Raw genomic sequence first — 24,160 nt, forward strand, 5'->3', positions numbered from 1 at the left:
GAAAGGCGGGAAAGCGGCGGATCAGGCCAGCCAGCCGGGGCGGATCAGGCCGGCCTCGTACGCGTAGACGACCAGCTGGGCGCGGTCGCGGGCGCCCAGCTTGATCATCGTGCGGCTGACGTGGGTCTTGGCGGTGGCCGGGCTGATCACCAGGCGGGCCGCGATCTCGTCGTTGGACAGGCCCTCGGCCACCAGCACCAGGACCTCACGCTCGCGGTCGGTCAGCTGGTCGAGGGTGGCCGGCGGGGTGGCTGCCGAGCGGGCGTGGGCGCCGCCGGCGAACTCGCCGATCACACGCCGGGTGACGCCGGGGGAGAGCAGGCCGTCGCCCGCCGCGACCGCGCGCACGCCGCGGATCAGTTCGACCGGCTCGGTGTCTTTGACCAGGAAGCCGGACGCGCCCAGCCGCAGCGCCTCGAACACGTACTCGTCGAGTTCGAAGGTCGTCAGGATGACCACCCGGGTGCCGGACAGTGACGGGTCGGCCGCGATGCGCCGGGTCGCCTCCAGGCCGTCGACGCCGGGCATGCGGATGTCCATCAGGACGACGTCCGGCTTGGTCTTCTGCGCCTGCGCGACCGCCTCGAGCCCGTCGCCCGCCTCGCCCACCACCTCGATGTCGGGTTCGGCGTTGAGCAGCGCCCGGAACCCGGCCCGCACGAGAAGCTGGTCGTCCGCCAGCACCACCGAGATCATTCCGCCACTCCTTCGCCGGCCGCCCGGCCGCCGTTGAGAACCGCGCCGCCGCCGGTCGAGACCCCGCCGCCGCCGGTCGAGACCGCTCCGCCGGCGGCCGGGGCGGCGCCGTCGCCGGTCGCGGGAAGCAGCACTGACACGAGAAAGCCGTCGGTCACCGGCCCCGCCTCGAGCGTGCCGCCCAAGCTTTGCGCGCGAGCTCGCATGCCGGCTATGCCGGTGCCGGGTGGGCCGCCCTCGGCCGGAGCGGGCGCGTTGACCGTGTCGTTGCGGACCGCCAGGTGCAGCGCCGTCGGCAGGTAGTCGACCGAGACCGCGGCCGTCGCGCCCTGACCGGCGTGGCGGCGGACGTTGGTCAGGGCCTCTTGGACGATGCGGTAGGCGGCCCGGTCGACCTCGGCCGGCAGCGGGCGCACCTCGCCGCTCACCTTGGTCTCGACCGGCAGGCCGGCGTTGGCGGTCAGCTCGTCGAGCCGGCTCAGGCCGAGCGCGGGCTGGCGGGGGGCCGCCTCGTCTTCCGTGCGCAGCGCGCCCAGCACCGAGCGCACCTCGCGCAGCGCCTCGGAGCTGGCCGTCTTGATCGCCGACAGCGCCTCGCGGGCCTGTTCGGGCCGGCTGTCCATCAGGTGCAGGCCCACGCCGGCCTGCACGTTGATCAGCGACAGGTGGTGGCCGATCACGTCGTGCAGCTCGCGGGCTATGCGCAGCCTCTCCTCCGAGGCCTGCCGGCGCTGCTGTTCCTGCTCGGCCCGCTCGCGTTCGGCGCGTACCTTGACCATCTGGGCCATCTGCTCGCCCTTGATCTTCGCGATGCCGCCGAGCAGGATCGCCGCGACCAGCGCGATGCCGAGCAGCAGCCCCTCGCGCAGCCCGGGGCGCACCTCGGGCCGCAGCCTGATGGGATCGGCGAAGACCCAGAAGACCGCGAGATAGGCCGCGTACGCCACCCCGGCGCAGATGAAGGCGACGGTGCGCCGTCCGCACGCGCCGAGCTGGAACAGCGCGACGATCGGCGCGACAGTCCAGAACCAGTGCGGTTCGGCCACCGTGGCGAAGCCGAACGAAGCGGCGGCCGCGATCGCGAACACGGCCACCGGATAGCGCCGCCGCAGGAGCAGGGCGACGGGCCCGACCAGCAGCAACAGGTAGAGCAGGGGACGCATGGCGACCAGGACGTGCCCGTCGCCGGCCTGCTGCTTGGCTCCCAGCGCCTGGAACAACCCGGCCCCGATGGCAGCGCCGGCGCCCGGCCCACGGAACTGAGCCGGGACGGGTGGCCGGCCGTGGAAGCGGCCCGTCCGGTTCTCGCGCGCCCATGGCGGCGTCGGCGGCCCGTGCATGTGCCAGTTGCCTCTGCTCACGCCTGCGCCCCCCTCTCTGGTCGCATCAGCCGGTCCCTCAGCGCGTCTGTGCACTGCCGAAGTTACGGCACCGGCGGAGGCGTGGGCATCGGAGCACGGATGGGTTTCCGGTACTCCCCGCGTCGTACTCCGGGTCGACCGAGTGAGACGTGGGTCGTACGAGAAAGGACCGTGACCCACCCCGAGGCCGCCCGGAAGATGCTTCGCCGGGCCGACGCGACGCGCCGGCGAAAGGCCGACTCTGGGAAGCACGACGCCGACCGAGGAGATCCCGATGCAACCCAACACCGCGAGCTGGACCAATGACAAGCGCCTCCGCACCTCGGACAAGGAGCGCGAGCAGGTGGCCGAGATCCTGCGGGCCGCCATGGCCGAGGGCCGGCTCGACCTCACCGAGGGCGAGGAGCGCCTGGCCAAGGCGTACGCCGCCAAGTTCCGCGACGAGCTCGGCCCGCTCACCGCCGACCTGCCCAACGGCGGCCTGACCGCCCTCGCCAACACCCCCGAGGCCAAGATCGCGACACGCCGCAGCCTGCGCCGGCACGCCTGGATCATCGCCTCGATCGCCATGATCCTGACCGGGCTGTGGATCATCTCGGGGGCGCAGTTCTTCTGGCCCGCCATCCCGCTGACCTTCCTGCTCATCGGCCTGTTCAAGCACGCCCGGTACCGCCGCTGGCAGATGGAGTACAGCCTCGGGCACGGCGTGGCCCCGTGGAACGGCCCGGGCTGGGGCGGCCCGCAGCGATTCCACAGTGGACATCGAGGTTGTTGATCAACCGGAGCTGACCTGAAACCCTCCTCGAACAGACGTACGGGGAGGGTTTCACACCGATGATGGGTCCGTCGCACGCTCTTTCGGGGGCAACCGCCTGGCTGGCCGGCACCTGGGCGCTGGACCACTTCGCCGGGTACGAGCAGTCGCCGCTCGCCGTGGCCGTCGGCACGCTGGTCTGCGCGGGCGGCGCGCTGCTGCCCGACCTGGACCTGTCGGGCAAGGTCACCCGCAATCAGGGCGGCGCCACCGTGGCCCGGACGTTCGGGGTGTTCTCGCTCTTCGTGGCCGAGGTGATCGAGAAGGTGTCGCTCGGCATCTACACGGCGACCCGGCTCAGCCGCGACCCGCGACGGACCAACGGCCACCGTACGTTCACCCACACCCTGCCCTTCGCGGCGCTCATCGGCTGGGGCACCACCTGGCTGGGCGGCCACTACGGCAAGTGGGCCATGCTCGGCATCGTCTTCTTCATGGCCGGTCTGGCGCTGCGCGGGCTGTTCGACAAGTGGGCCGAGCGGGCCGGCTGGGTCATCGTGACCGTCTGCTCGGCCGTGATCGCCTGGTTCACCGCGGCCAACCTGCCCGGCGACCGGGGCTACCCGATGCTGGGGTTCGCGGTGGCCGTGGGGTGCGTGGTGCACCTGTTCGGCGACATGATCACCTCGGCCGGCGTGCCCATCCTGTGGCCGGTGCCGACCGGTCGCCGGCTGTGGCGGATGGTCGGCGTGCCCAACGGCATGGCCATCCGGGTCGGCGGCAAGGTCGAGACGATCGTGCTGCGCACGGCCTTCGTGGTGATCTCCCTGCTCGCGATCGCCGGCATCTTCGCGCCCGGCCTGTTGCAGAAATTCGAGCTGGACACCTTTTCCTGAGCACTCCGCATGCCTCAAGTGCGGCCCGGCCGGACCGATTACAGGCATCGTGCTGACTTCAACGGTTACGTCGCGGCGGGATGCCGGGCGCCTTCGTGCGCTGCGGGCCACCGGCCTGCTCGAGGCCGACCGGGTCGGCGCGCTCGACCGCCTGACCAAGCTCGCCGCCCGCACCCTGGCCGCGCCGACCGCGCTCGTCTCCCTGGTCGACGAGGACCGGCAGCGCTTCGCCAGCGCGTACGGCCTCTCCGGCGAGCTCGAGGAGACCCGCCAGACCCCGCTGTCGCACTCGTACTGCAAGCACGTCGTCGAGGACCAGGCCCCGCTGGTCGTGGCCGACGCGCGGCTCGACGCCCGCCTGCACGACAGCCCGGCGATCGGCGACTACGACGCCATCGCCTACGCCGGCATTCCGCTGCGCTCGCCCGACGGCCATGTGCTGGGTTCGTTCTGCGTGGTCGACTCGGTGCCCCGCGAGTGGAGCCACGACGACATCGCCATGCTGCGCGACCTGGCCGAGGCGGCCGAGTCCGAGGTGGCGCTGCGCCTGGCCCGGGCCGAGCAGGCCATCGCGGCGGCCCGGCTGGACGCCGTCCTCAACGCAACCCACGACGCTTACATCTCGACCGACCTCGACGGCGATGTGCTGAGCTGGAACGCCGCCGCCGAGCGCATGTTCGGCTACCGCGCCGACGAGGCCGTGGGCCGCAACGTGTCCGACCTGATCATCCCGGAGCGCTTCCGCGCCGACCACGTGGCCGGCCTGCGCCGCGTCCGGCTCGGCGGCGACTCCCAGCTGAACGGCCAGCACCTGCGCATCGCCGCCCTCACCAGCACCGGCCGCGAGTTCCCGGCCGAGATGACGCTGCAGGTGGTGACCGAGCCCGGCGGCACGGTCTGCCACGCCTTCGTGCACGACATCACCGGCCGCCTGGTCGCCACCGCGGAGATGGAGCAGCAGCGCAAGAAGCTCGACGAGGAGCACGCCTTCCTCGAGGCCGTGCTGGACAGCGTCGACGTCGGCATCGCGGCCTGCGACAGCGAGGGCCGGCTGACCCTGCTCAACCGGGCCGCCCGCGAGGTGACCGGCCACGACCTGGCGCCCGACACCCCGATCGAGGAGTGGCTGAGCAACTACCAGGTCTTCCAGCCGGACGGCCGGGCCCTGGTCACCAGCATGCCGCTGACCCGCGCCTTCGCCGGCGAGATCGTCGAGGGTCAGCAGATGCTGGCCAAGACCGAGGACGCGTGGCGCCGGTTCGTCACCAACGGCCGGCCGATCGACACCGCCGACCACCGCCGGCTGGGCGCCGTCATCGCCTTCCACGACATCACCGAGGCCCACCGGGCCGAGGAGCTGCGCCGCGCCCGGCACGCCGTGGCCCAGGTGCTCTCCGACGCCACCAACGCCAAGGACGCCGGTATCGAGGCGGTGGCCGCCCTGACGAAGTCGCTGGGCTGGCTGTGCGGCGAGTACTGGCAGGTCACCGAGGATCGCAAGACCATCGTGCGGCACAGCTCGCACACCACCGGCGACCGTGACCTGTCCGCCTTCACCGGCTCCTCCGGCGACGAGGCGCTGACCTTCGTGCTCGGCGAGGGCCTGCCCGGCCTGGTCTGGGCCCGCAACCGCGAGGTGTGGTGGGACACCAGCGCCATGCCGACCGACATGGTCGACGAGGGCCGCGCGACGCTGCACGAAGTCGGCATCCGCCGGGCCGTCGGCGTACCGGTGCGCTCCGGCCGCCGTACGTTGGGCGTTCTCGCCTTCTACACCGACCAGGACCTGCCCTTCGACACCGACACCGTGCAGATGCTGGACGCGGTGGCCGCGCACCTGGGCCGCTTCGTCGAGCGCCGCTGGGCCGAGGACATGTCGCTCGCCCTGGCCGACGCCCGCCGCAACTTCGACCGCATCGTCGCGCAGGTCAACGACTACGTCTGGACCGTCGAGGCGGTGGCCGGCGACGAGGCCCGGCTCGTCTACAGCAGCCCCAACGGCCGCGAGGTGTTCGGCCGCGAGGTGACCGTCGAGGCGCCGGCCATGCTGGAGGAGCGCGCCCACCCCGGCGACATCGCGATCATCGAGGAGTTCAAGCGCAAGCTCACCGCGGGCGAGCACGCGGAGATGGAGTGCCGGGTCGTCGGGTTCGACGGGGTGGTTCGCTGGATCTGGACGCGGGCCGCCGCGCGTACGGAGGGAAACCGGTTCTTCGTCGACGGCCTCTCGACCGACGTCACCGACCGGCACGCGCTCTCCGAGCAGCGCGAGCGCCTGCTCGAGCAGGAGCGCGAGCAGGTCGAGAAGCTGCGGCAGCTCGACCGGATGAAGGACGAGCTGTCGGCCGTGGTCATCCATGAGCTCCGCAACCCGGTCGGGGTCATCAAGGCGTACACGGAAGTGCTTCTCGACAGCCCGGCCCTGGACGGCGCCGAGCGCAAGCACGCCACCGTCGTCGACCGCACCACCCGGCACCTGCAGGGGCTGGTCGACGACCTGCTCGACCTGGCCCGGCTGGACGCCGGCCACATCAGCATCGACCCGTGCCCGATGGCCGCCGACGGCCTGCTGCGCGACGTGGTGGACGGCCAGCGGCCCAGCGCGGCGGCCAAGGAGCTGACGATCCACGCCTCGATCAAGCCGGACCTGGACGTGCACGCCGACGCCCAGCGCCTGCGCCAGGCCCTGGACAACCTGGTGTCGAACGCGGTCAAGTACACCCCCGCGGGCGGCTCGGTATCGGTGACCGCCGAGCGTGTGGCCGACGCCGTGGTCATCACGGTCAGCGACACCGGCATCGGCATCCCCGCCGAGCAGTACCCGCACCTGTTCAGCCGCTTCTTCCGGGCCAGCAACGCCCAGAAGGCCGGCATCAAGGGCACGGGCCTGGGCCTGGCCGTCACCAAGGCGATCGCCGACGCCCACGGCGGCACGCTGACGGCGAAGCCCGCGGCCGGCGGCGGCACGGAGTTCTCGCTGACCCTGCCGGCCCCCGATCTCCACTCCCTGTAGCCATCAGCTGACCTGCTGTTCTCGTGCACAATCAAGGGCATGGCGGAGCGCTTACGGCTGGCGCAGGCCGACTCGGGCGAGCAGCCGTGGCGGGCCTGGGGTCCCTACCTGGCCGAGCGGGCGTGGGGCACGGTCCGTGAGGACTACAGCGAGCACGGAACCGCCTGGGACTACTTCCCGCACGACCATGCGCGCTCCCGGGCGTACCGCTGGAACGACGACGGCATGGCGGGGGTCTGCGACGAACGGCAGACGTTCTGCTTCGGGCTGGCTCTGTGGAACGGGCAGGACCCGATTCTCAAGGAGCGCATGTTCGGCCTGGGCGGCGACGGCGGCAACCACGGCGAGGACGCGAAAGAGTACTGGTGGTACACCGATTCCACGCCCACCCACTCGTGGATGAGCTGGCGTTATCACTATCCTCAGGCCCCTTTCCCGTACGACGAACTGGTGCGCGTCAACGGCCAGCGCTCACGGTCCGAGGCCGAGTACGAGCTGGTCGACACCGGGGTCTTCGACGACGACCGGTTCTGGGCGGTGACCGTCGACTACGCCAAGGCCTCGCCGCACGACATGTGCATCGCCGTCACCGTCTCGAACCGCGGGCCGGACGAGGCGACCCTGCACGTGCTCCCGACCCTCTGGTTCCGCAACACCTGGTCGTGGGGCCTGCCCAACCGTCCCGTGCCCTCGCTCACGGGCAGCCCCGGGCGTCTCGCCGGCACTCACCGCACGCTGGGCCACCTGCTGCTCGAAGGGGAGGGCGAGGCCACCCCGCTGCTGTGCGACAACGAGACCAACGCGCAGCGGCTGTGGGGCCAGCCCGGCAAGAGCCTGTACCCCAAGGACGGCATCAACGACCACCTCGTCACGGGCGCCCCCACGGTCAACCCGGCCAACGAGGGCACCAAGGGCTCGCTGCACTACAAGCTCACGCTCGGCCCGGGGGAGAGCCGCACGATCCGGCTGCGCCTGGCCCAGGGCGACGAGCCGATCGACCGCCTCGACCTGCGCGACGACTGGGCGTACGTGATGCGCGGGCGCCGGGCCGAGGCCGACGACTACTTCGCCGAGCTCATCCCGGCCGCCGCCTCGCCCGAGGAGGCGGCCGTGGCCCGGCAGGGCATCGCCGGGCTCATGTGGGGCAAGCAGTTCTACCACTTCGACGTGAAGCAGTGGCTCACCGGCGATCCGGGTTCGGCCCCGCCGCCGCCGGGCCGGCGCTACGGGCGCAACAACGCCTGGTGGCACATGAACAGCTTCGACGTCATCTCGATGCCCGACCCCTGGGAGTACCCCTGGTACGCCGCGTGGGATCTGGCGTTCCACTGTGTCTCGATCGCGCGCGTCGACCCGGGTTTCGCGAAGGCTCAGCTCGTGTTGCTCCTCCGGGAGTGGTACATGCATCCCAACGGCCAGATTCCCGCGTACGAGTGGGCCTTCGGGGACGTGAATCCGCCGGTGCACGCCTGGGCGGCGCTGCGCGTGTTCGAGATCGACGGCGGGCGCGACTTCGACTTCCTGGCCCGGGTCATGCACAAGCTGCTGCTCAACTTCACGTGGTGGGTCAACCGCAAGGACGTCGGCGGCAACAACGTCTTCGAGGGCGGCTTCCTCGGGCTCGACAACGTGGGCCCGTTCGACCGCTCGGCCGCGCTGCCGGTGGCCGGGGTGCTGGAACAGTCCGACGGCACGGGCTGGATGGCGATGTACGCGCTGAACCTGCTCGACATGGCGATCCGGCTGGCCCTGCACGACCGCACCTACGAGGACATGGCCACCAAGTTCTTCGAGCACTTCGCGTACATCGCGGAGGCCGCCTACAGGCAGGGCCTGTGGGACGAGGAGGACTGCTTCTTCTACGACCAGTTGCGGCTGCCCGACGGCCACAAGCTGCCGCTGAAGGTGCGCTCGGTGGTCGGCCTGCTGCCGCTGGCCGCCACCACCCGGCTGACCAAGCCCACCCTCGACCGGCTGCCCGAGCTGAACGCGCGGCTGCGCTGGCTGCAGGCGTCGCAGGGCGAGTACGCGGACATCATCAGCGCCCGCCGGCTGTCCGGGCAGGGGGTGCAGCAGCGCCTGCTGTCCATGGTGGGCCAGGACCAGCTGCTGCGGATCCTGGCCCGGATGCTCGACCCGGAGGAGTTCCTGTCGGCGTACGGGATCAGGACCTTGTCGAGAAGTCACCTCGAGAAGCCGTTCACCGTCTCGCTGGGCGGCTCCGACTTCACCGTCGGCTACGAGCCTGCCGAAAGCACCAGCGGCCTGTTCGGCGGCAACTCGAACTGGCGCGGCCCGGTCTGGATGCCGGTGAACTACCTGCTCATCGAGGCCCTGCGCGAGTACGCCGACTTCTTCGGCGACGACATGAAGGCGGAGTACCCGACCGGCTCGCAACAGAAGATGCCGCTGGCCGCCGTGGCCGACGACATCTCGCGCCGGCTGATCTCGCTGTTCCTGCCGGACGAGAACGGCCACCGCCCGATCTACGGCGCCAACCCCGTGCTGCAGGACCACCCCGACTGGAAAGACCTGATCGCCTTCCCCGAGTACTTCCACGGCGACAACGGGGCCGGCCTGGGCGCCTGGCACCAGACCGGCTGGACCGCCCTGGTCGTCGACCTCATCCTGACCCTGCGCCGATAACAGTTTCTGCGGAAGTGTGCCCGTAGGGCTCGACGTTCTTAGTGGCTGGTTAAGTGGCTTCTTCCGAGGGCGGCCACGCCGTTAGCGTCGGCGGCATGTCAGCACGCAAGCGTCTCGCCGTTGTCGTCTCCAGTGTGGTTGTCGCCGGGCTGGGGGTTCTCGGCATCAGTAACGCCTTCGCGGCCACGGCCGGGCCGATCAACGGGCCCGGCGGCCGCTGCGTCGATGTGGCCGGGGCCAACTCGGCCAACGGCACGGCCGTGCAGCTGTACGCCTGCAACGGCACGGGTGCGCAGAGCTGGACGATCGACGGGGCGAGCGTCAAGGCGCTGGGAAAGTGCCTCGACGTGGCGGCGGCCTCGCGGGCCGACGGGGCGCGGGTGCAGATCTACGACTGCAACGGGACCGGCGCGCAGCAGTGGACGTCGTCGGGCGGGCGTCTGGTCAACACCGGCTCGGGCAAGTGCCTCGACGCCGACGGCACCCGGCTGCAGCTCTGGACGTGCACCGGCCACGCGAACCAGACCTTCGGGGTGACTGACACGCCGCCGGCCACCGTGCCCCCGGCTCCGGCCGCGGCCAAGAAGGGCGTGAGCACCTGGCAGTTCCCGGGGCTGACGGGCGCGGTCAAGGATGTCGGGGCCAACTGGTACTACAACTGGGGCACCAACAACGACAGCATGCCGGCCGACGCCGAATTCGTCCCGATGATCTGGGACGAGAACGTGGTCACCGCGGCCAACCTGGCCAAGGTGAAGGCCGAGGGCAGCACGCTGCTCGGCTTCAACGAGCCCGACCTGGCCGGCCAGGCCGAGATGACCGTCGAGCAGGCCCTCGACCTGTGGCCCCAGCTGCAGGCGACCGGCATGCGGCTCGGCAGCCCGGCCGTGGCCTTCGGCGGCAACACCCCGGGCGGCTGGCTCGACCGGTTCATGACCGGCGCCAGGCAGCGCGGCCTGCGGGTCGACTTCATCACCCTGCACTGGTACGGCTCGGACTTCAGCTCGGCCGCGGCCGGGCAGTTCATGGGCTACGTCAAGGCGGTGCACGACCGCTACGGCCTGCCGATCTGGGTCACCGAGTACGGCCTGATGAACTTCACCGGCACCCCCAAGTTCCCGAACACGGCCCAGATCACCGCCTTCATCACCGAGTCGACCCGGCAGCTGCAGGCCGCCCCGTACGTCGAGCGGTACGCCTGGTTCTCCCTGCCCGCCGTGGGCGACTCGGTCGACTACGGCCTCTACCGCGACGCCACCACGCCCACCGCGGCCGGCCAGGCCTACCGGGCCGCGGGTCGCTGACCGGACCGTCGCGCTCAAGGCGGGCCGCGGGCGGCCGATGTTGAAGGATGTGCCGCCTGCCCTGCTCACGTACGTCGTCGTGGCTCTTGTGGCAGTAGCGGCGTTCCCGCTGGCGCCGGACGGGGTGCGGCCGCTGCTGTACTTCCTGATCGGGTCGTCCTCGCTGCTGCCGGCCGCCTTCGCGCTGCGCCGGCGGGAGGGGCCGGTGCGGCTGATCTTCGCGGGGCTGGCCGTGATCAACGCCGGCGGGCTGTGGGCGGCGGCGCAGCTGGCCTTCACCGGGAACCGGAACCAGGCGTCGCTGGCCTTCATCGTCGCCGGGCACCTGTTGCTGCTGGTCGCGGCGCTCTGGATCGTGCTCCGGCGCGGCCGCGGCGACGTGGGCGGCATCCTCGACGCGGTGGTGATGGCCGTCGGCTTGGCCTCGCTGCTCTGGGCCGTGCTGCTGCCGCCCCGGCCGGACACGGTTTCCGCGGGCACCCGGGCCGGGATGCTCGTGCTGGTGTTGTGCCTGGCCGGGATGCTGGGCGCGCTGTTCCGGGTCGAACGGGCCGCGCGGGAATCGCTGCTGGCCCTGCGCGCCTTTCTCGTCGTGCTGCCGCTCGCGCTGGTCGGCATCGTCAGCCTGACCTTCGCGGCGACTGACGACCCGCTGCTGCGGCCGGGCTGGATCGACGCGTTGTTCCTGGCCGGCTACGTGGTGGCCGGGGCCGGGGTGGCCGACCCCTCGATGGTGCGGTTGCTGCGACCCGGTCCGGCGCCGGTCGACCGGCTCGGCCCGCGGCGGCTGGCCTTCCTGGGTGGCGCGCTGGCGCTCAACCCGGTGGTGGCCGGGGTGCAGCAGCTGGCCGGGCGGCCGGTCGACGCGGTGCTGCTCGCGCTGGGCACGGCCGTGGTGGTGCCGCTGGTGATGGTGCGGATCGGGCGGCTGGCGGCGCAACGGTCCCGGGCCGAGGCGGCGCTGGCCCACGAGGCCACCCACGATCCGCTGACCGGGCTGGCCAATCGCAAGCGGTTCCTGGCCGTGCTCGACGCGGAACTGGCCGCCGGTTCGGCGCCGCTCATCTTCTTCTGCGACCTCAACGGCTTCAAGGCGGTCAACGACAAGCTCGGCCATCTGGCCGGGGACGAGCTGCTGCGACTGGTGGCCGATCGGCTTTCGGCCTGCGTGCGTACGAGCGACACGCTCGCCCGGTACGGCGGGGACGAGTTCGTCGTGTTGTGTCCCGCGACCGACGGCGAAGGCCTGGTGCCGCGGATCGAGGCGGCGTTCGAGACGCCGTTCGTGGTGGCCGGCGAGACCGCCGACGTCGGGCTCAGCATCGGGGCGGTGCGGGCCGAGCCGGGCGCGGACGCCGTCACGGTGCTGCGCCGGGCCGACGCCGCCATGTACGCGGCCAAGGCAGCCGATCGCGGGCAGCGGGTCAGGACGTACGCGGCCTGAGGATTAGCTTTCCGCCGTCGCGGGTACACAAAGGACACCAGCGAACGACCATCCGACGGGGAAAGGAAACTTCCGATGACTCAGGTGACGACCCGGCGCAGTGGCAGTGTTACCGGTGCCCGCGTGTGCACGATTCTCGCGTTCGTCTTCGCCGCCGTGGCCATCCTCTTCGCGCCGATCATCTTCGGCCCGGCCGCCATCGTGCTCGGTCTGGTCGGCGGTTACCTGGGTGACCGGCCGCTCGGCTGGTACGCGGCCGCGGCCGGTGTTCTCGGCGGCGCGCTCGGCTTCGTCCTCGGCGCCATCGTGCTGAACGCCGCCAGCTGACCGCTGACGCGAGACGCCGCTAGCTGATCGCGGCCCTCATCAACTCCCCGCGCCGGTCCCCACCACCGGCGCGGGGAGTTTCGCTGCATACCGGGCATTCCCGGGTGATGCCGCAGCGGCCGCAGAACTCGTTGGTCTTCTTGAAGCACACGAAGCCGGCCAGGAAACCGGCCACCAGGGCCGATCCGACGGCGATGACGAGGATCATGGGACACTCCTCCCGCGCTTTTCTGTCACACGGGCTTCGGAGCCGATCGGTTCATAGAGTGGGGACATGGACTTCGGTGTCGGATACTTTCCCACCCATGACGGCGTGAAGCCCGGCGAGATCGCGCGGCGGGCCGAGGAGCGCGGGCACAGCGCGCTGTACTTCGCCGAGCACACACACATCCCGGCGAGCCGGGAGACGCCCTGGCCGGGCGGCCCGCAGCTGCCGCAGAAGTATTGGCACACGTACGACCTGTTCGTGGCCCTGACCGCGGCGGCCGAGGCGACCAGCCGGCTGCGCATCGGCAGCGGGGTGTGCCTGGTGCCCGAGCGCGACCCGATCACCACGGCCAAAGAGGTGGCCAGCGTCGACCACCTCAGCGGCGGGCGGTTCGAGTTCGGGGTGGGCCTGGGCTGGAACCGGGAAGAGATGCGCAACCACGGCACCGACCCGCGCAAGCGGGTGCCGATCATGACCGAGCGCATCAAGGCCATGCGCGAGATCTGGCTGAACGACGAGGCCAGCTTCCACGGCGAGCACGTGAACTTCGACCGGATCTGGTCGTGGCCCAAGCCGGCCCAGCGCCCCCACCCGCCCATCCTGATCGGTGGCGGCGGGCCCACGGTGCTCGACCGGGTGCTCGACCACGGCGACGGCTGGTTCCCGCAGTGGCGCGACGAGAACGTGTTCGAGCGGATCGCCGAGCTGCGCGCCCGGGCCGACCGCTACGTGCAGGTGCAGATGCTGAGCGTGCCGCCCGACCCCAAGGCCCTCGAGCAGTGCGAGCAGGCGGGCGTCGACCGGGTCTCGGTGTGGCTGCCCTCCGGCCCGTGGAGCGTCGTCGAGCCGGCCCTCGAGAAGTGGGAAGCGGCCATCGGTGAGCTGACCGGCCGGTGACCCCGGCCCAGCGCCTGGCAAGCGTGCCGGTGGCCCGGCTGGCGACGGTCGGGCCGGACGGCGCGCCGCACGTCGTGCCGATGGTCTTCGCCCTGGTGGGCGAGGACGAGATCGTGAGCGCAGTGGATCACAAACCCAAGCGGACGCGGGCGTTGCGCCGGTTGGCCAACATCGAGCACGAGCCGCGGGTCAGCGTGCTGGCCGACCACTACGAGCCGGACTGGTCGCAGCTGTGGTGGGTGCGCGCCGACGGCGTGGCGCGCCTCCTTCCGGCGTACGCGGAAGGCCTGCAGGCCTTGGCCGGGCGCTACCCGCAATATCGCGAGAAGCCCCCGGCCGGCCCGTTCGTCGTGATCACCGTCGAGCGCTGGGCGACCTGGACGGCCTAGAGGGCGGCCAAGGTTTCGTAAAGGTCGTCCAGGCCCTGTGAGCCCTGGGCGAGCGCCGCCATGTGCCAGGCCTTCAGGTCGAAGGCGGAGCCGCGGGCCGCCTGGGCCGCCGCCCGTCCCCGCAGCCAGGCCCGTTCGCCCAGCTTGTAGCCGATCGCCTGGCCGGGCACGCCCAGGTAACGCACCACTTCGCCGTCGAGGAAGGCGTCGTCGAGCCCGCTGTACCGGCCCAGGAACTCGCGGGTGGCCTCCGGCGTGACCGGCCGGCCCGGCTGGTACGGCGAATCGGCCGGGAAGTCGAGGCCGAGGTGCATGCCGATGTCGACGATGACCCGCTGCAGCCGCAGCATCTGGGCGGCCAGGTAGCCCAGCCGGGTGGCGGGCGTGCTGTGATAGCCGAGCTCGTCCATCAGCCGCTCGGCGTACAGCGCCCAGCCCTCGACATTGGACGAGATCATCCCCAGCGTGGCCTGGTACTTCGACAGGTCGTCGGCGACGTAGAGCCACTGGGCCAGCTGCAGGTGGTGTCCGGGCACGCCCTCGTGGTACCAGGCCGAGGTGATGAACCAGAGCGGGTAGCGGTCGTCCTCGGTGGCGGGCAGCCAGGTGCGGCCGGGCCGGGTGAAGTCGAGCGAGGGCGGCGTGTAGTAGGGCGCCGGGGCGCTGCCGGTCGGGGCGATCATCGCCTCGACCCGCCGGATCGGCTCGGGCAGGTCGAAGTGCGAGCCCTGCAGGTCGTTGATCGTCCGGTCCATCATCCGCTGCAGGTGTTCCCGGGCCTGCTCGGCGCCCTCGACGGCCGGGCCCTTGGTCTTGAGGTAGTCGGTCGCCTCGACCGGCGTGGCCCCGCTGATGAGCCGGTCGGCCTCCGCCCGCATCTCGGCCTCCACCTTGTGGAACTCGTCCCAGGCCCAGGCGTACGCCTCGTCGAGATCGAAGTCGGCGCCGTTCCACAGCCGGGCCCACGTCCGATACCGGTCACGGCCCACCGCGTCGGGAGTGCCCGCCGCGGCCGGGGCGTACGTCTCCCGCAGCCAGTCGCGGAAGTCGGCGAGGGCGGCGGTGGCCGACGCGGCCGCCGCTTCCAGCCGCGGGCGCACCGATTCCGGCCCGCGCGCGGCCAGGCCGGCGAACCAGCTGCTCCCGGCGTCCGGGCCCAGCCACGTCTCCAGCTGGTCGAGCACCGTGGTGACCTGGCGCGGGCCGGAGAGCAGCCCGCGTTCCAGGCCCAGGGTCAGGGTGGCCCGGTAGCCGTCCAGCCCCTCGCCGAAGCGCCCCAGACGCCCGGCGATGACCGCCCAGTTCTCGTCGGTCGCGGCCGGCATCTGCAGCAGGACGTCCCGCAGGGAGTGCACCGGGGAGGCCAGGCTGCGCACCGCCCGTAGATCCTCGCCGGCGTCGTGCAGCGCCAGGCCGACGGTCAGCCTCTCCCGCAGCAGGCGGGCACAGCGCGCCTCGGCCGGGACCGGGTCGGGCTCGGCCGCCTCGACGGCGTCGAGCCGGGCCAGCGTGCGGCGGGACAGGTCGGCCGCGGCCTCGAGCCCGGTCGGTGACATGTCGGGCAGGTCGTCGCGATCGAGGTGCAGACCCAGCTGAACGGCGGTGATCGGGTTGAGGTCGGCCACCTCGCCGACGTACGTGTCGGCCAGGCGCCGGGGCGTCAGATTCTCGGCGGAGGTTTCAGGCATACCCCATGAGACGCAGGGCGGGCCACGGCGTGCAACTTGTCGGGGTTGGCGATGTTGTAGATGCCCAGGATGCGGCCCTGATCGTCGAAGTCGAAGGACAGCGTGCTGATCACCCGGCCGGCGCCGGTGAAGACCAGGCCGGGGCTTCCGTTGAGGTCGACCAGATCGGCCCGCATGTCGGCCGGGGCGACCCCCTCGTACGGGACCCGGCTGACACCGGCCATCCAGGCCGCCACCCGCTCGGCCCCGACGACAGGGCGCCGGGCGTGGCGGACCTTGCCGCCGCCGTCGGTCCAGAGTGTGACGTCGGGAGCGAGCAGTTCCAGCAGCCCGTTGATGTCGCCGCCCGACGCCGCGGCCAGGAACCGTTCGGTGGCGTCGCGCTGGTGGCGACGGTCGGCCGGGAAGCGGGGACGCCGGGACCGGACGTGCTCGCGGGCCCGGTGGGCGGCCTGGCGCACGGCCGGCTCGGCCCGGTCGACGGCGGCCGCGATCTCGGCGTACGGGAAATCGAAGATCTCTTTCAGGACGAACACGGCCCGTTCGAGCGGGCTGAGCGTCTCGAGGACGACCAGCATGGCCAGCGAGACGTCGTCGGTGAGGTCATCGCCCGCGGTGACGACCGGCTCGGGCAGCCACGGGCCGATGTAGGTCTCGCGCCGGCGCCGGGCCGATCGCAGCTGATCCATCGCCTGGTGGGTGACCATGCGGGCCAGGTACGCCTTGGGGTCGGCCACCTCGCCGCGGTCGGCTGCCGACCAGCGCAGCCACGTCTCCTGAACCGCGTCCTCGGCGTCGCCGGCCGAGCCCAGGATGCGGTAGGCGATGGCGAACAGCAGCCGGCGGTGCTCGTCGAAGACCGTCATCGCGTGTACCGGCCACCGTGCGGCCACCACGAGGCCAGGGCCGGCATCGTGAGCATGCGGGCGTAGGTCGGCCACGGGGAGGCGGTCACGGTTTCCTTGTACCAGACGGCGGCGCGGCCGGTCAGGTACGCGCGGCGGGGGCTGTCGTCGGGCCGGGTGAACTGGACGACGGCGTCCCCCCGGCCCAGGCTGACCGGGCGGTGGTAGTAGCCGAACCGGAACGGCTGAGGCTGCTTGCCGTCGAGCTCGCGGGCGAGGTTCGCGGCGGCGTGCACCCCGGTCGGCATGCCGCTCTGGCACGTGCCGTGCAGCACGCCGAAGCCCTGGCGCACGGCGGCCGCGTCGCCGACCGCATATACGTGCGGATGCGACACCGACCGCAGGCAGCGGTCGGTGACGATGCGGCCGTGCTCGTCATTGGTCAGAGCCGGGGCCAGCGGGGAGATCCGGGTGCCGGCCGTCCACACGACCACGTCGGCCGGCACGATCTCGCCGCTCAGGTCGACGCCGTCCGGCAGCACTTTGGTGATCTCGCCGATCCGCACTTCGACGCCCAGCCGGTCCAGGGCGGCGGTCACGTACGCCTGAGCCTTCGCGGTCATCCCGGTGCCGGGCCGGTCGCGGCTCAGGAGTCGCACGGTGAAGCCGCGCTCGGCGATCTCGGCCGCGGTCTCGACGCCGGTCAGGCCGCCTCCGCACACGACAACTGTGCTGTTCGGCGTGAGGCGGGCGGCCAGGGCTTCGGCGCCCCGGAAGTCGTCGAACGTGTAGGCGTGCTCGGCCGCGCCCGGCACCGAGGCGGTGTCGACCACGCTGCCCAGGGCGTAGACCAGCTTGTCGAACCGCAGGTCGCGCTCGTCGTCCAGGCGTACGGTGCGGGCGTCGGCGTCGACCGCGGTCACCCATCCGTACTCGAGCCGGACGCCGGTGCCGGCCAGCAGATCGGGCAGACGCAGGTCGGCGGTGGGGCGTCCGGCGGCGGTCGAGTGCAGGCGCAGCCGCTCGGTGAACCGTTCCCCGGCGTTGACCAGGGTCACGCGTACGTCGTCACGGCCCCGGACGCGGCCGGCCAGATTGGTCGCGGCGGCCAGACCCGCGTAGCCCGCTCCGAGAATGAGGATGTCAGTCATGCCCGCGGGACGGACCTCGCACGGCCGCCTGTGACCCGCGGTGACTCAGGTCACTAGTCGGTGAGGTCCCGCCGGATGAACCAGCCCGCCACGGCCAGTGAGACCACGGCGTACCCGGCGAAGAACAGCAGCCCCTTCGGGTTGCCACCGGCCGCGCTCATGAAGGTCGTGAACGGCAGCGGCTGCTTGAACCGGAAGGCCAGGCCCTCGGCGAAGACGAACCAGGTTCCGTACGCGATGAAAAGCGCAACCGGCCTCCGGATGACCGTGGCGCTGGCCACCCCGAACACGGCCAGCAGCGGCGTTGCCGCCATCGTGCCCGCGAACTGCTCGTACTCACCGGAGACGATCGTGGTCACCCCGCTCACCACCGCCACCACGAGCCCCAGCACGATCGCGCACAGGCACTGCGCGGCCAGCGCCTGCCACCGCCGCGGCTGACCCAGGAAGAGCAGGACGGCCGTGCGGTGCGTGTAGTGCTGGGAGGTGACCACGACGGCGATGCCGAACACCCCGAGCGCCACGAACAGCGACCAGAAGTCGACGCTGAACAGTGCGAACGACATGCCCAGGACGACCGCGAGCCCCATCGACAGCCAGCTCGACGGGATGGTCAGCGTGCGGTGCAGCTCGCTGCGCAGGACGGCGATCATTCGGCCGCCCCCGCCAGCTCCAGAAACGTTCGCTCGAGGCTGGGTTGCTCGGCGGTCAGCTCGTGGATCGCGATGCCCGCGTGCAGGGCGATCTCGCCGGCGTCCTCGGCGGCCAGCCCCTCGACGAACAGCACGTGCCCGTCCGTGCTGACCCGGGCCCCGGCCTGCTCGAAGACCTGCCACAGCGCGTGCGGATCCCGGCCGCGCACCCGCAGGCGGCCGGCCTCATCGCCCGCGACGGCGGCCAGCGGGGCCACGAGGCGCACCTGGCCGCCCGCGATGATCACCACGTCGTCGATGAGCAGTTCCAGCTCGGAGAGCAGGTGGCTCGAGATGAGCACCGTGCCCCCGGCGTCGGCATGAGCCCGCAGCAGCCCGCGCAGCCAGGCCATGCCGGACGGGTCGAGCCCGTTGGCCGGCTCGTCGAGGACCAGGATCGACGGCTCGCCGAGCAGCGCGGTGGCCACCGCCAGGCGCTGCCGCATGCCCAGCGAGTAGTCGCCGGTGCGCTGGCCCGCGGCGTCGGCCAGTCCGACGTACTCGAGAAGCTCTTCGCCCCTCTGCCGGCCGACGCCGCACAACAGCGACTGGGTGCGCAGGTGACCGCGCCCGGTCTGGCCGGGGTGCATGAGGCCCTGCTCGAGCACCGCCCCGACCTGCCGCAAGGGGTGCTTGAGCTCGCGGTAGGGCTTCCCGTTGATCAGCGCCTGACCGGCGGTGGGGCGGCTGAGCCCGAGCAGCATGCGCAGCGTGGTGGTCTTGCCCGAGCCGTTCAGCCCGAGGAAGCCGGTGACCCGGCCCGGGGCGGCGGTGAACGTCACGTCGCGCGCGGCGTCGGTGCGGCCGTACCGTTTCGTCAATCCCTTGGCTTCGATCATTGCCGGGAAGTATGGCGGCTCGCGTCAAGATGCTCAGCCCCCTTTGAGTACGTGTGCTCACCCGCTCGCCCGGGCCGGGGCACAAGGATCAGGGGCATGACGTATCCCTGCCCGGCCTGCGGAGCTGCCGCCTCGCCGGAGAGCGGCTGCCCGTCCTGCGGGCGCGGCCCCGACCCCGACGCGATCGAGGTGGTCACGGCCGACGCCGAGATCGCCGAGCTGAACAAGCAGCTGTTCACGGCCCGGCAGCAGGTGGGGCAGCTGGAGGCGCGGCTGGCCCAGGTCTGGAACCGCCGGCAGGCCGCCGCGGCCCGGGTGCGGGGTGCGCTGGGCGCTCCCGCGCCATCGCGGGACAAGGTCACGCAGAACGTCCTCTTCCTGCTGGGCGGGCTGCTGCTGGGCGTGGCCGCGATCGTCTTCGCCGCGGTGGCCTGGGCCCAGTTCGGGCTGGGCGGGCGCGCGGTGGTGCTGCTGACCTTCACGGGCGTGGCGCTCGGCGTGCCCTTCTTCGCGCTTCGGCGCGGGCTGCGGGCCACGGCCGAGACCTTCGCCGCGGTGGGCCTTCTGCTGACGCTTCTTGACGGGTACGCGGCCTGGCACGTGAATTTGTTCGGGGTAGCCGGGACGAACGGCTGGGGGTACGCGAGCGCGGTGTTCGCCGTGACCGCCGCCCTGGCCACCGGGTACGAGCACGTCACCGGGCTGACCGGGCCCCGCTATGCCGCGCTGGCCATCGCCCATCCGGTGATTCCGCTGCTGGTTGCTGCGGCTGAGCCTGGCCCGACCGGGTGGGCTCTGACCTTCGCGGCGGTGGCCGCCCTCGATGTAGTCGTGCTCGTGCGGCTGCGGGGTGGTCTGCGGCTGGCCGGAAGCGTGGCCGGGGGCCTGGCCGCGCTGGTGGCCGGTGGGTTCGCGGTGATCGGGCTGTTCTCTACCGAAGACCCGGGCGATGCCACCGCGGCTGGTGGCGCACTCTTGGTCACGGCCGGGGTCGTCTGGGCTGGCCTCCGGTTGTTCCCGGCCCGTCCGGCCGGTTTCCGGCAGTTCCTGGCCCCTCCGACCGGACTTGCGGGCCGGGAGATCGCGGACGGGCTGATGGTCGTGGCCGTCGGGGTTGCCGCGAGCCGGGTCGCCCACTTGATCGTGCACGGCGACGCCTTGCTGACGGTGGCCGTTGTCGCCTTTGTTCTGGCGGCGGTCGGCCACTTCTACGGCCGCTTCGGCGCTCTGGCGTTCGCCGCCGCGCCCGGCCTGGTCGCCTTTGCGCTGGCCGTCGGGGAGGGCGTGCGGGCGGTCGAGACCGATCGGACCGGCGCCTCGGGCTGGGAGCTGCCGGCCGCGGTCGTGCTGCTCGGTGCGGCCCTGGTGCTGCTCGCGCCGGCCGGGTGGCGCCGGGTGGGCGCGCTCGCCGCGGCGGCCGTGCTGGCCCTGACCGTGCCGGCCGGCTTCGGCCTGCCGTGGTGGACCGCCCTGATCATCGACGTCGCCCTGCTCGCCGCTGGTCTCGTACTCGGGAAGGGTCGTTCGAGCTGGGTCGTCTACAGCCCGGCCCTGGCCGTCGGACTGCTGCCGCATCTCTTCGTGATCCTCACTGAGGACGACCAATACCTGCGCCGCCTGCTGCTGGGCGGGGTCTGTGTGGCCATCGTGACCGCCGGGGTCTTCGCGAAGCTGCGGGCGCCGGTGATTCTCGGTGGCGGGGTGCTCGCCGTGCTGGCGCTGCACGAGCTGGCCGAGGTGTGGGACCTGGTGCCGCGCTGGATCCCGCTCGCGGTGGCCGGCCTGGTGCTGGTGGTGCTGGCGACGACGTTGGAGCGCCGTCGCCGCGACCTGGACCGGGTGCGGGCCGCGTTGCATCGAATGAGCTGACCCAGGACTTCTTCAGGGAACGCATCCGGGTGCCGATACGAGGGGCCACAACCTCCCCTGGAACGGATCGGAGCACGGATGTCGGCCACACGCATGCAGGCGTGCTTCGGCGCGTGGATCGCCGCCCTGACCGTCGTCTTCTACGCCCTGCCGCAGTACAGCATGTACTCGTGGGCGACGATCGGTCTGTCGGCCGCGGCCGCCGTGCTGGTCGGTGTGCGAGTGCACCGCCCGGCCCGGCGCCTGCCCTGGTACCTGCTGTCGGCGGTGCTGGTCAGCTTCACGCTCGGCGACACGGCGTACAACGTGCTCACCGACTTCCTGCACATCGCGAACCCGTTCCCCTCCCTGGCCGACGGCTTCTACCTGCTGGTCTACCCGATGCTGGCCGGGGCCCTGCTGATCTTCATCCGGTCCCGCTCCGGGGCCGGCAACCGGGCGGCGCTGCTCGACGCTCTGGTGCCCACCGCCGGTCTCGGCCTGCTCTCGTGGGTGTTCCTCATTTCCCCGTACGTGCGGGACACCGACCTCGGATTCGTCGAGAAGGCCGTCTCGTCCGGTTACCCGCTGGGCGACGTGCTGGCCCTCGCCATGCTGGCCCGCCTGCTCACGGCAGGCGGCCGCAAGCCGGTCGCGCTGCACGTGCTGGTGGCCGGCGTCGGCAGCCTGCTGATCACCGACGTCATCTACGGCCTGCGCCAGCTCGACGGCACCTGGCAGGTGGGCGGCCCGGTCGACGCCGGCTGGGTGCTCTTCTACACCGCCACCGCCCTGTCGGCCCTGCACCCGTCGATGCGCCAGCTGACGATGAGCGAGCAGATCCCGCAGAGCATCGCCGGCGGGCGCCGCCTGGCCCTGATGTCGGTGGCCGCGCTGATCGCCCCGGCCGTTCTGCTGATCGAGGACCTGAACCAGGGCGTCACCGACGCGCCGATGATCGCGACCGCCTCCGGTGTGATGTTCCTGCTGGTCATGGCCCGCGTGGCCGGGCTCATGCAGCTGCAGCGCGAGACCGCGGCCCGCGAGCGGACGCTGCGCATCACCGGCGCCGACCTGGTCGCCGCGAGCAGCGTCGACCAGGCGGGCGCCGCCCTGACCCAGGCTGTCACGTCGCTCGTCCCGACCGGCGAGGAGCACCGCTGGCACATGCGGGGCGCCGACGCCGAGCCGGGCGCGGTCACCGGGATCATGTCCGTCTCCCGGGTGCGGATCGCCGACCTGCCGGCCGACGTCGCGGCCGAGCTGGCCGGGTTCGAGTGGGCGCTGTCGGCCGAGGCGGTCTCGGCCGGGCGCACCGCGAACGGCCCGCTGCGCCACAACCAGGTGTTCCTGGCCGCCGGCGAGCAGGTGCTGACCGCGATCGAGCCTTCCTTCGAAGCGCTCATGGCCCAGACCACCATGGCCGTCGAGCGCATCACGCTGAACGACGAGGTGAACCGGCGCAGCAGCGAGGACTACTTCCGCGCGCTGATCCAGAGCGCCTCCGACGTGATCCTGATCGTCGGCGACGACGAGACCATCCGGTACGCCAGCCCGTCGGCGCTGCCCGTCTTCGGCCGCACCGATCTGATCGGCATGCCGCTGTCCCGCCTGATCGCCGGCACCGACCACGCCGAGCTGCGCTCCCTGCTCGACCAGGTGCGCGACGGCCGCGGCCCGCGCGACGGCGTCGACCTGACCGCCGTCTCGGGCGACGACCTGCTGCTGCAGGTCGAGTGCACCTGCCGCGACCTGCGCGACGACCCGGCCGTGAACGGGCTGGTGGTCACCATCCGCGACGTCACCGAGCGCCGCCGCCTCGAGACCGACCTGGCCCACCAGGCCTACCACGACGCCCTGACCGGGCTGACCAACCGGGCCTTCTTCCAGAGCCGGCTCGAGAGCGCGGCGCACCATGCGCCCGACCGCCGGCAGGAGGTGGGTGTCCTCTTCGTCGACCTCGACGACTTCAAGGAGGTCAACGACAGCCTCGGCCACGCCGCGGGCGACCAGTTGCTGACCACCGTCGGCCGCCGCATCATCGACGTGGCCGGCCCGCTGGCCACCGTGGCCCGCACCGGCGGGGACGAGTTCGCGGTGCTGATCGAGCACGTGAACGAGCCGGCCGACGCCGAGCGGGTGGCGATGCGGATCGTGGCCGCCCTGGCCGACCCGATCCAGGTCCTCGACGCCACCGGCGCCGCCCACCTGATCCGGGGTGCGGCCAGCGTGGGCGTGGCCACCAGCAGCGAGGCGGCCGGCATCAGCGAGCTGCTGCGCCGGGCCGACGTGGCGATGTACGGCGCCAAGACCGGGGGCAAGAACACCTGGCAGCGCTACCGGGACGAGATGCACGACGCGATGCTGCGCCGGCTCGAGATGCGCTCGGCGCTCAACGAGGCGGTGGCCGGCGGCCAGATGCGGCTGCGGTTCCAGCCGATCATCGACCTGCCGACCGGGCAGGTGGCCGGGCTCGAGGCCCTGGTGCGCTGGCAGCACCCCGTCCGCGGGCTGCTCGGGCCGAACGAGTTCATCGAGCTCTCCGAGGAGACCGGCTCGGTCGTCGAGATCGGCGGCTGGGTGCTGCGCGAGGCGCTGCGCACCTTCGCCCACTGGCGCACGACCGAGGCCGGCAGCTTCATGCGGTACGTCAGCGTCAACGTCTCGGCCCGCCAGTTCCGGACGCCCGGCTTCGTCGACGAGGTCCGCGAGGTGCTGGCCGACACCGGCGCCGACCCGCGCTGGCTGCTCCTCGAGGTCACCGAGAGCCTGGTGCTGCACGACGCCGACCAGGTGTGGCGCGACCTGGGCGAGCTGCGCGCGATGGGCGTGCGCATCGCCATCGACGACTTCGGCACCGGCTACTCGTCGCTCAGCTACCTGAGCAACATGCCGGTGGACGTTCTCAAGATCGACAAATCGTTCATCGACGACATCCTGCACAACCCGCAGCAGATGGCGCTGGTGGAAACCATCGTCAGCCTCGCCCGCACCCTCGAGCTGGCCGTCGTGGCCGAAGGCATCGAGCTCGACGGGCACCGCACCGCACTGGCCGACATGGGCTGCTCGTACGGCCAGGGCTACCTGTTCTCCAAGCCCGTCACCTCCGACGAATTCCTGGAGTACCTGCACACGCAGGGCTCCGCAGTCTCCCCCCTCTGA

The 24,160-nt window shown here is 71.9% G+C and carries 19 protein-coding genes; 11 read left to right on the forward strand and 8 right to left on the reverse strand.

What is annotated here, in order from left to right; genetic code table 11:
- Positions 1-21: 21 nt before the first annotated feature.
- Positions 22-696, reverse strand: coding sequence for a response regulator transcription factor (locus OWR29_RS13080; protein ID WP_267562984.1), 675 nt, complete (start codon positions 694-696; stop codon positions 22-24).
- Positions 693-2,057 (reverse strand): sensor histidine kinase, encoded by a 1,365-nt coding sequence (locus tag OWR29_RS13085; RefSeq protein ID WP_267562986.1) that lies wholly within the window; start codon positions 2,055-2,057, stop codon positions 693-695. The genes OWR29_RS13080 and OWR29_RS13085 overlap by 4 nt, the downstream gene beginning before the upstream one ends.
- Before the next feature lie 274 nt (positions 2,058-2,331).
- On the opposite strand from OWR29_RS13085, the gene OWR29_RS13090 reads away from it, so the two are divergent.
- The 7 genes from OWR29_RS13090 (at position 2,332) to OWR29_RS13120 (ending at position 12,441) form a co-directional block, all read left to right on the forward strand.
- Complete coding sequence (locus OWR29_RS13090; protein ID WP_267562988.1) at positions 2,332-2,832, forward strand: DUF1707 SHOCT-like domain-containing protein; 501 nt, start codon at positions 2,332-2,334, stop codon at positions 2,830-2,832.
- Between the two features lie 59 nt (positions 2,833-2,891).
- Positions 2,892-3,707 carry a metal-dependent hydrolase gene (locus OWR29_RS13095; RefSeq protein ID WP_267562989.1) on the forward strand — a complete coding sequence of 272 codons (816 nt, stop codon included), beginning with the start codon at positions 2,892-2,894 and terminating at the stop codon, positions 3,705-3,707.
- Positions 3,708-3,756: 49 nt separating this feature from the next.
- Positions 3,757-6,720 (forward strand): sensor histidine kinase, encoded by a 2,964-nt coding sequence (locus OWR29_RS13100; RefSeq protein WP_267562990.1) that lies wholly within the window; start codon positions 3,757-3,759, stop codon positions 6,718-6,720.
- Positions 6,721-6,759: 39 nt separating this feature from the next.
- On the forward strand, positions 6,760-9,366 hold the full coding sequence (locus OWR29_RS13105) for an MGH1-like glycoside hydrolase domain-containing protein (protein WP_267562992.1): 2,607 nt from the start codon (positions 6,760-6,762) through the stop codon (positions 9,364-9,366).
- Between the two features lie 95 nt (positions 9,367-9,461).
- Positions 9,462-10,670 (forward strand): glycoside hydrolase family protein, encoded by a 1,209-nt coding sequence (locus OWR29_RS13110; RefSeq protein ID WP_267562993.1) that lies wholly within the window; start codon positions 9,462-9,464, stop codon positions 10,668-10,670.
- A 37-nt stretch (positions 10,671-10,707) separates the two neighbouring features.
- Positions 10,708-12,114 carry a GGDEF domain-containing protein gene (locus OWR29_RS13115; protein ID WP_267562994.1) on the forward strand — a complete coding sequence of 469 codons (1,407 nt, stop codon included), beginning with the start codon at positions 10,708-10,710 and terminating at the stop codon, positions 12,112-12,114.
- A 123-nt stretch (positions 12,115-12,237) separates the two neighbouring features.
- On the forward strand, positions 12,238-12,441 hold the full coding sequence (locus OWR29_RS13120) for a hypothetical protein (RefSeq protein WP_267562995.1): 204 nt from the start codon (positions 12,238-12,240) through the stop codon (positions 12,439-12,441).
- Positions 12,442-12,460: 19 nt separating this feature from the next.
- On the opposite strand, the gene OWR29_RS13125 is transcribed toward OWR29_RS13120, so the two are convergent.
- Positions 12,461-12,649, reverse strand: coding sequence for a hypothetical protein (locus OWR29_RS13125; protein WP_267562996.1), 189 nt, complete (start codon positions 12,647-12,649; stop codon positions 12,461-12,463).
- 66 nt (positions 12,650-12,715) lie between these two features.
- Between OWR29_RS13125 and OWR29_RS13130 the strand changes: the two genes are divergently transcribed.
- Together OWR29_RS13130 and OWR29_RS13135 are read left to right on the forward strand one after the other, a co-directional pair.
- Positions 12,716-13,546, forward strand: coding sequence for an LLM class F420-dependent oxidoreductase (locus OWR29_RS13130; RefSeq protein ID WP_267562997.1), 831 nt, complete (start codon positions 12,716-12,718; stop codon positions 13,544-13,546).
- Positions 13,543-13,935 (forward strand): TIGR03668 family PPOX class F420-dependent oxidoreductase, encoded by a 393-nt coding sequence (locus OWR29_RS13135; RefSeq protein WP_267562998.1) that lies wholly within the window; start codon positions 13,543-13,545, stop codon positions 13,933-13,935. The genes OWR29_RS13130 and OWR29_RS13135 overlap by 4 nt, the downstream gene beginning before the upstream one ends.
- Here OWR29_RS13135 and OWR29_RS13140 read toward each other — a convergent pair.
- The 5 genes from OWR29_RS13140 to OWR29_RS13160 are packed head-to-tail and all read right to left on the reverse strand — an operon-like array spanning position 13,932 to position 19,150.
- Positions 13,932-15,623 (reverse strand): DUF885 domain-containing protein, encoded by a 1,692-nt coding sequence (locus OWR29_RS13140; protein WP_267562999.1) that lies wholly within the window; start codon positions 15,621-15,623, stop codon positions 13,932-13,934. The genes OWR29_RS13135 and OWR29_RS13140 overlap by 4 nt on opposite strands.
- Positions 15,596-16,489 (reverse strand): RNA polymerase sigma-70 factor, encoded by an 894-nt coding sequence (locus OWR29_RS13145; protein WP_267563000.1) that lies wholly within the window; start codon positions 16,487-16,489, stop codon positions 15,596-15,598. The genes OWR29_RS13140 and OWR29_RS13145 overlap by 28 nt, the downstream gene beginning before the upstream one ends.
- Entirely contained in the window at positions 16,486-17,619 is a 1,134-nt protein-coding gene (locus OWR29_RS13150; protein ID WP_267563002.1) for an NAD(P)/FAD-dependent oxidoreductase, read from the reverse strand. Before OWR29_RS13150 ends, OWR29_RS13145 begins: the two co-directional genes overlap by 4 nt.
- Before the next feature lie 53 nt (positions 17,620-17,672).
- Positions 17,673-18,272 (reverse strand): hypothetical protein, encoded by a 600-nt coding sequence (locus OWR29_RS13155; protein ID WP_267563004.1) that lies wholly within the window; start codon positions 18,270-18,272, stop codon positions 17,673-17,675.
- A complete protein-coding gene (locus tag OWR29_RS13160; protein WP_267563005.1) occupies positions 18,269-19,150 on the reverse strand; it encodes an ATP-binding cassette domain-containing protein in 882 nt (293 codons plus the stop codon). Before OWR29_RS13160 ends, OWR29_RS13155 begins: the two co-directional genes overlap by 4 nt.
- Before the next feature lie 96 nt (positions 19,151-19,246).
- On the opposite strand from OWR29_RS13160, the gene OWR29_RS13165 reads away from it, so the two are divergent.
- Positions 19,247-21,019 (forward strand): SCO7613 C-terminal domain-containing membrane protein, encoded by a 1,773-nt coding sequence (locus OWR29_RS13165; RefSeq protein ID WP_267563007.1) that lies wholly within the window; start codon positions 19,247-19,249, stop codon positions 21,017-21,019.
- A gap of 78 nt (positions 21,020-21,097) precedes the next feature.
- On the forward strand, positions 21,098-24,160 hold the full coding sequence (locus OWR29_RS13170; RefSeq protein WP_267563009.1) for a putative bifunctional diguanylate cyclase/phosphodiesterase: 3,063 nt from the start codon (positions 21,098-21,100) through the stop codon (positions 24,158-24,160).

This window comes from Paractinoplanes pyxinae (assembly GCF_026626335.1).
In the GTDB taxonomy this organism is placed as follows: domain Bacteria; phylum Actinomycetota; class Actinomycetes; order Mycobacteriales; family Micromonosporaceae; genus Actinoplanes; species Actinoplanes pyxinae.

Coding starts and splice junctions, on each gene's coding strand:
- OWR29_RS13080 (WP_267562984.1), bottom strand. CDS start 696: ATGATCTCGGTGGTGCTGGCGGACGACCAGCTTCTCGTGCGGGCCGGG.
- OWR29_RS13090 (WP_267562988.1), top strand. CDS start 2,332: ATGCAACCCAACACCGCGAGCTGGACCAATGACAAGCGCCTCCGCACC.
- OWR29_RS13095 (WP_267562989.1), top strand. CDS start 2,892: ATGATGGGTCCGTCGCACGCTCTTTCGGGGGCAACCGCCTGGCTGGCC.
- OWR29_RS13105 (WP_267562992.1), top strand. CDS start 6,760: ATGGCGGAGCGCTTACGGCTGGCGCAGGCCGACTCGGGCGAGCAGCCG.
- OWR29_RS13110 (WP_267562993.1), top strand. CDS start 9,462: ATGTCAGCACGCAAGCGTCTCGCCGTTGTCGTCTCCAGTGTGGTTGTC.
- OWR29_RS13115 (WP_267562994.1), top strand. CDS start 10,708: ATGTTGAAGGATGTGCCGCCTGCCCTGCTCACGTACGTCGTCGTGGCT.
- OWR29_RS13125 (WP_267562996.1), bottom strand. CDS start 12,649: ATGATCCTCGTCATCGCCGTCGGATCGGCCCTGGTGGCCGGTTTCCTG.
- OWR29_RS13130 (WP_267562997.1), top strand. CDS start 12,716: ATGGACTTCGGTGTCGGATACTTTCCCACCCATGACGGCGTGAAGCCC.
- OWR29_RS13140 (WP_267562999.1), bottom strand. CDS start 15,623: ATGCCTGAAACCTCCGCCGAGAATCTGACGCCCCGGCGCCTGGCCGAC.
- OWR29_RS13145 (WP_267563000.1), bottom strand. CDS start 16,489: ATGACGGTCTTCGACGAGCACCGCCGGCTGCTGTTCGCCATCGCCTAC.
- OWR29_RS13150 (WP_267563002.1), bottom strand. CDS start 17,619: ATGACTGACATCCTCATTCTCGGAGCGGGCTACGCGGGTCTGGCCGCC.
- OWR29_RS13155 (WP_267563004.1), bottom strand. CDS start 18,272: ATGATCGCCGTCCTGCGCAGCGAGCTGCACCGCACGCTGACCATCCCG.
- OWR29_RS13160 (WP_267563005.1), bottom strand. CDS start 19,150: ATGATCGAAGCCAAGGGATTGACGAAACGGTACGGCCGCACCGACGCC.
- OWR29_RS13165 (WP_267563007.1), top strand. CDS start 19,247: ATGACGTATCCCTGCCCGGCCTGCGGAGCTGCCGCCTCGCCGGAGAGC.
- OWR29_RS13170 (WP_267563009.1), top strand. CDS start 21,098: ATGTCGGCCACACGCATGCAGGCGTGCTTCGGCGCGTGGATCGCCGCC.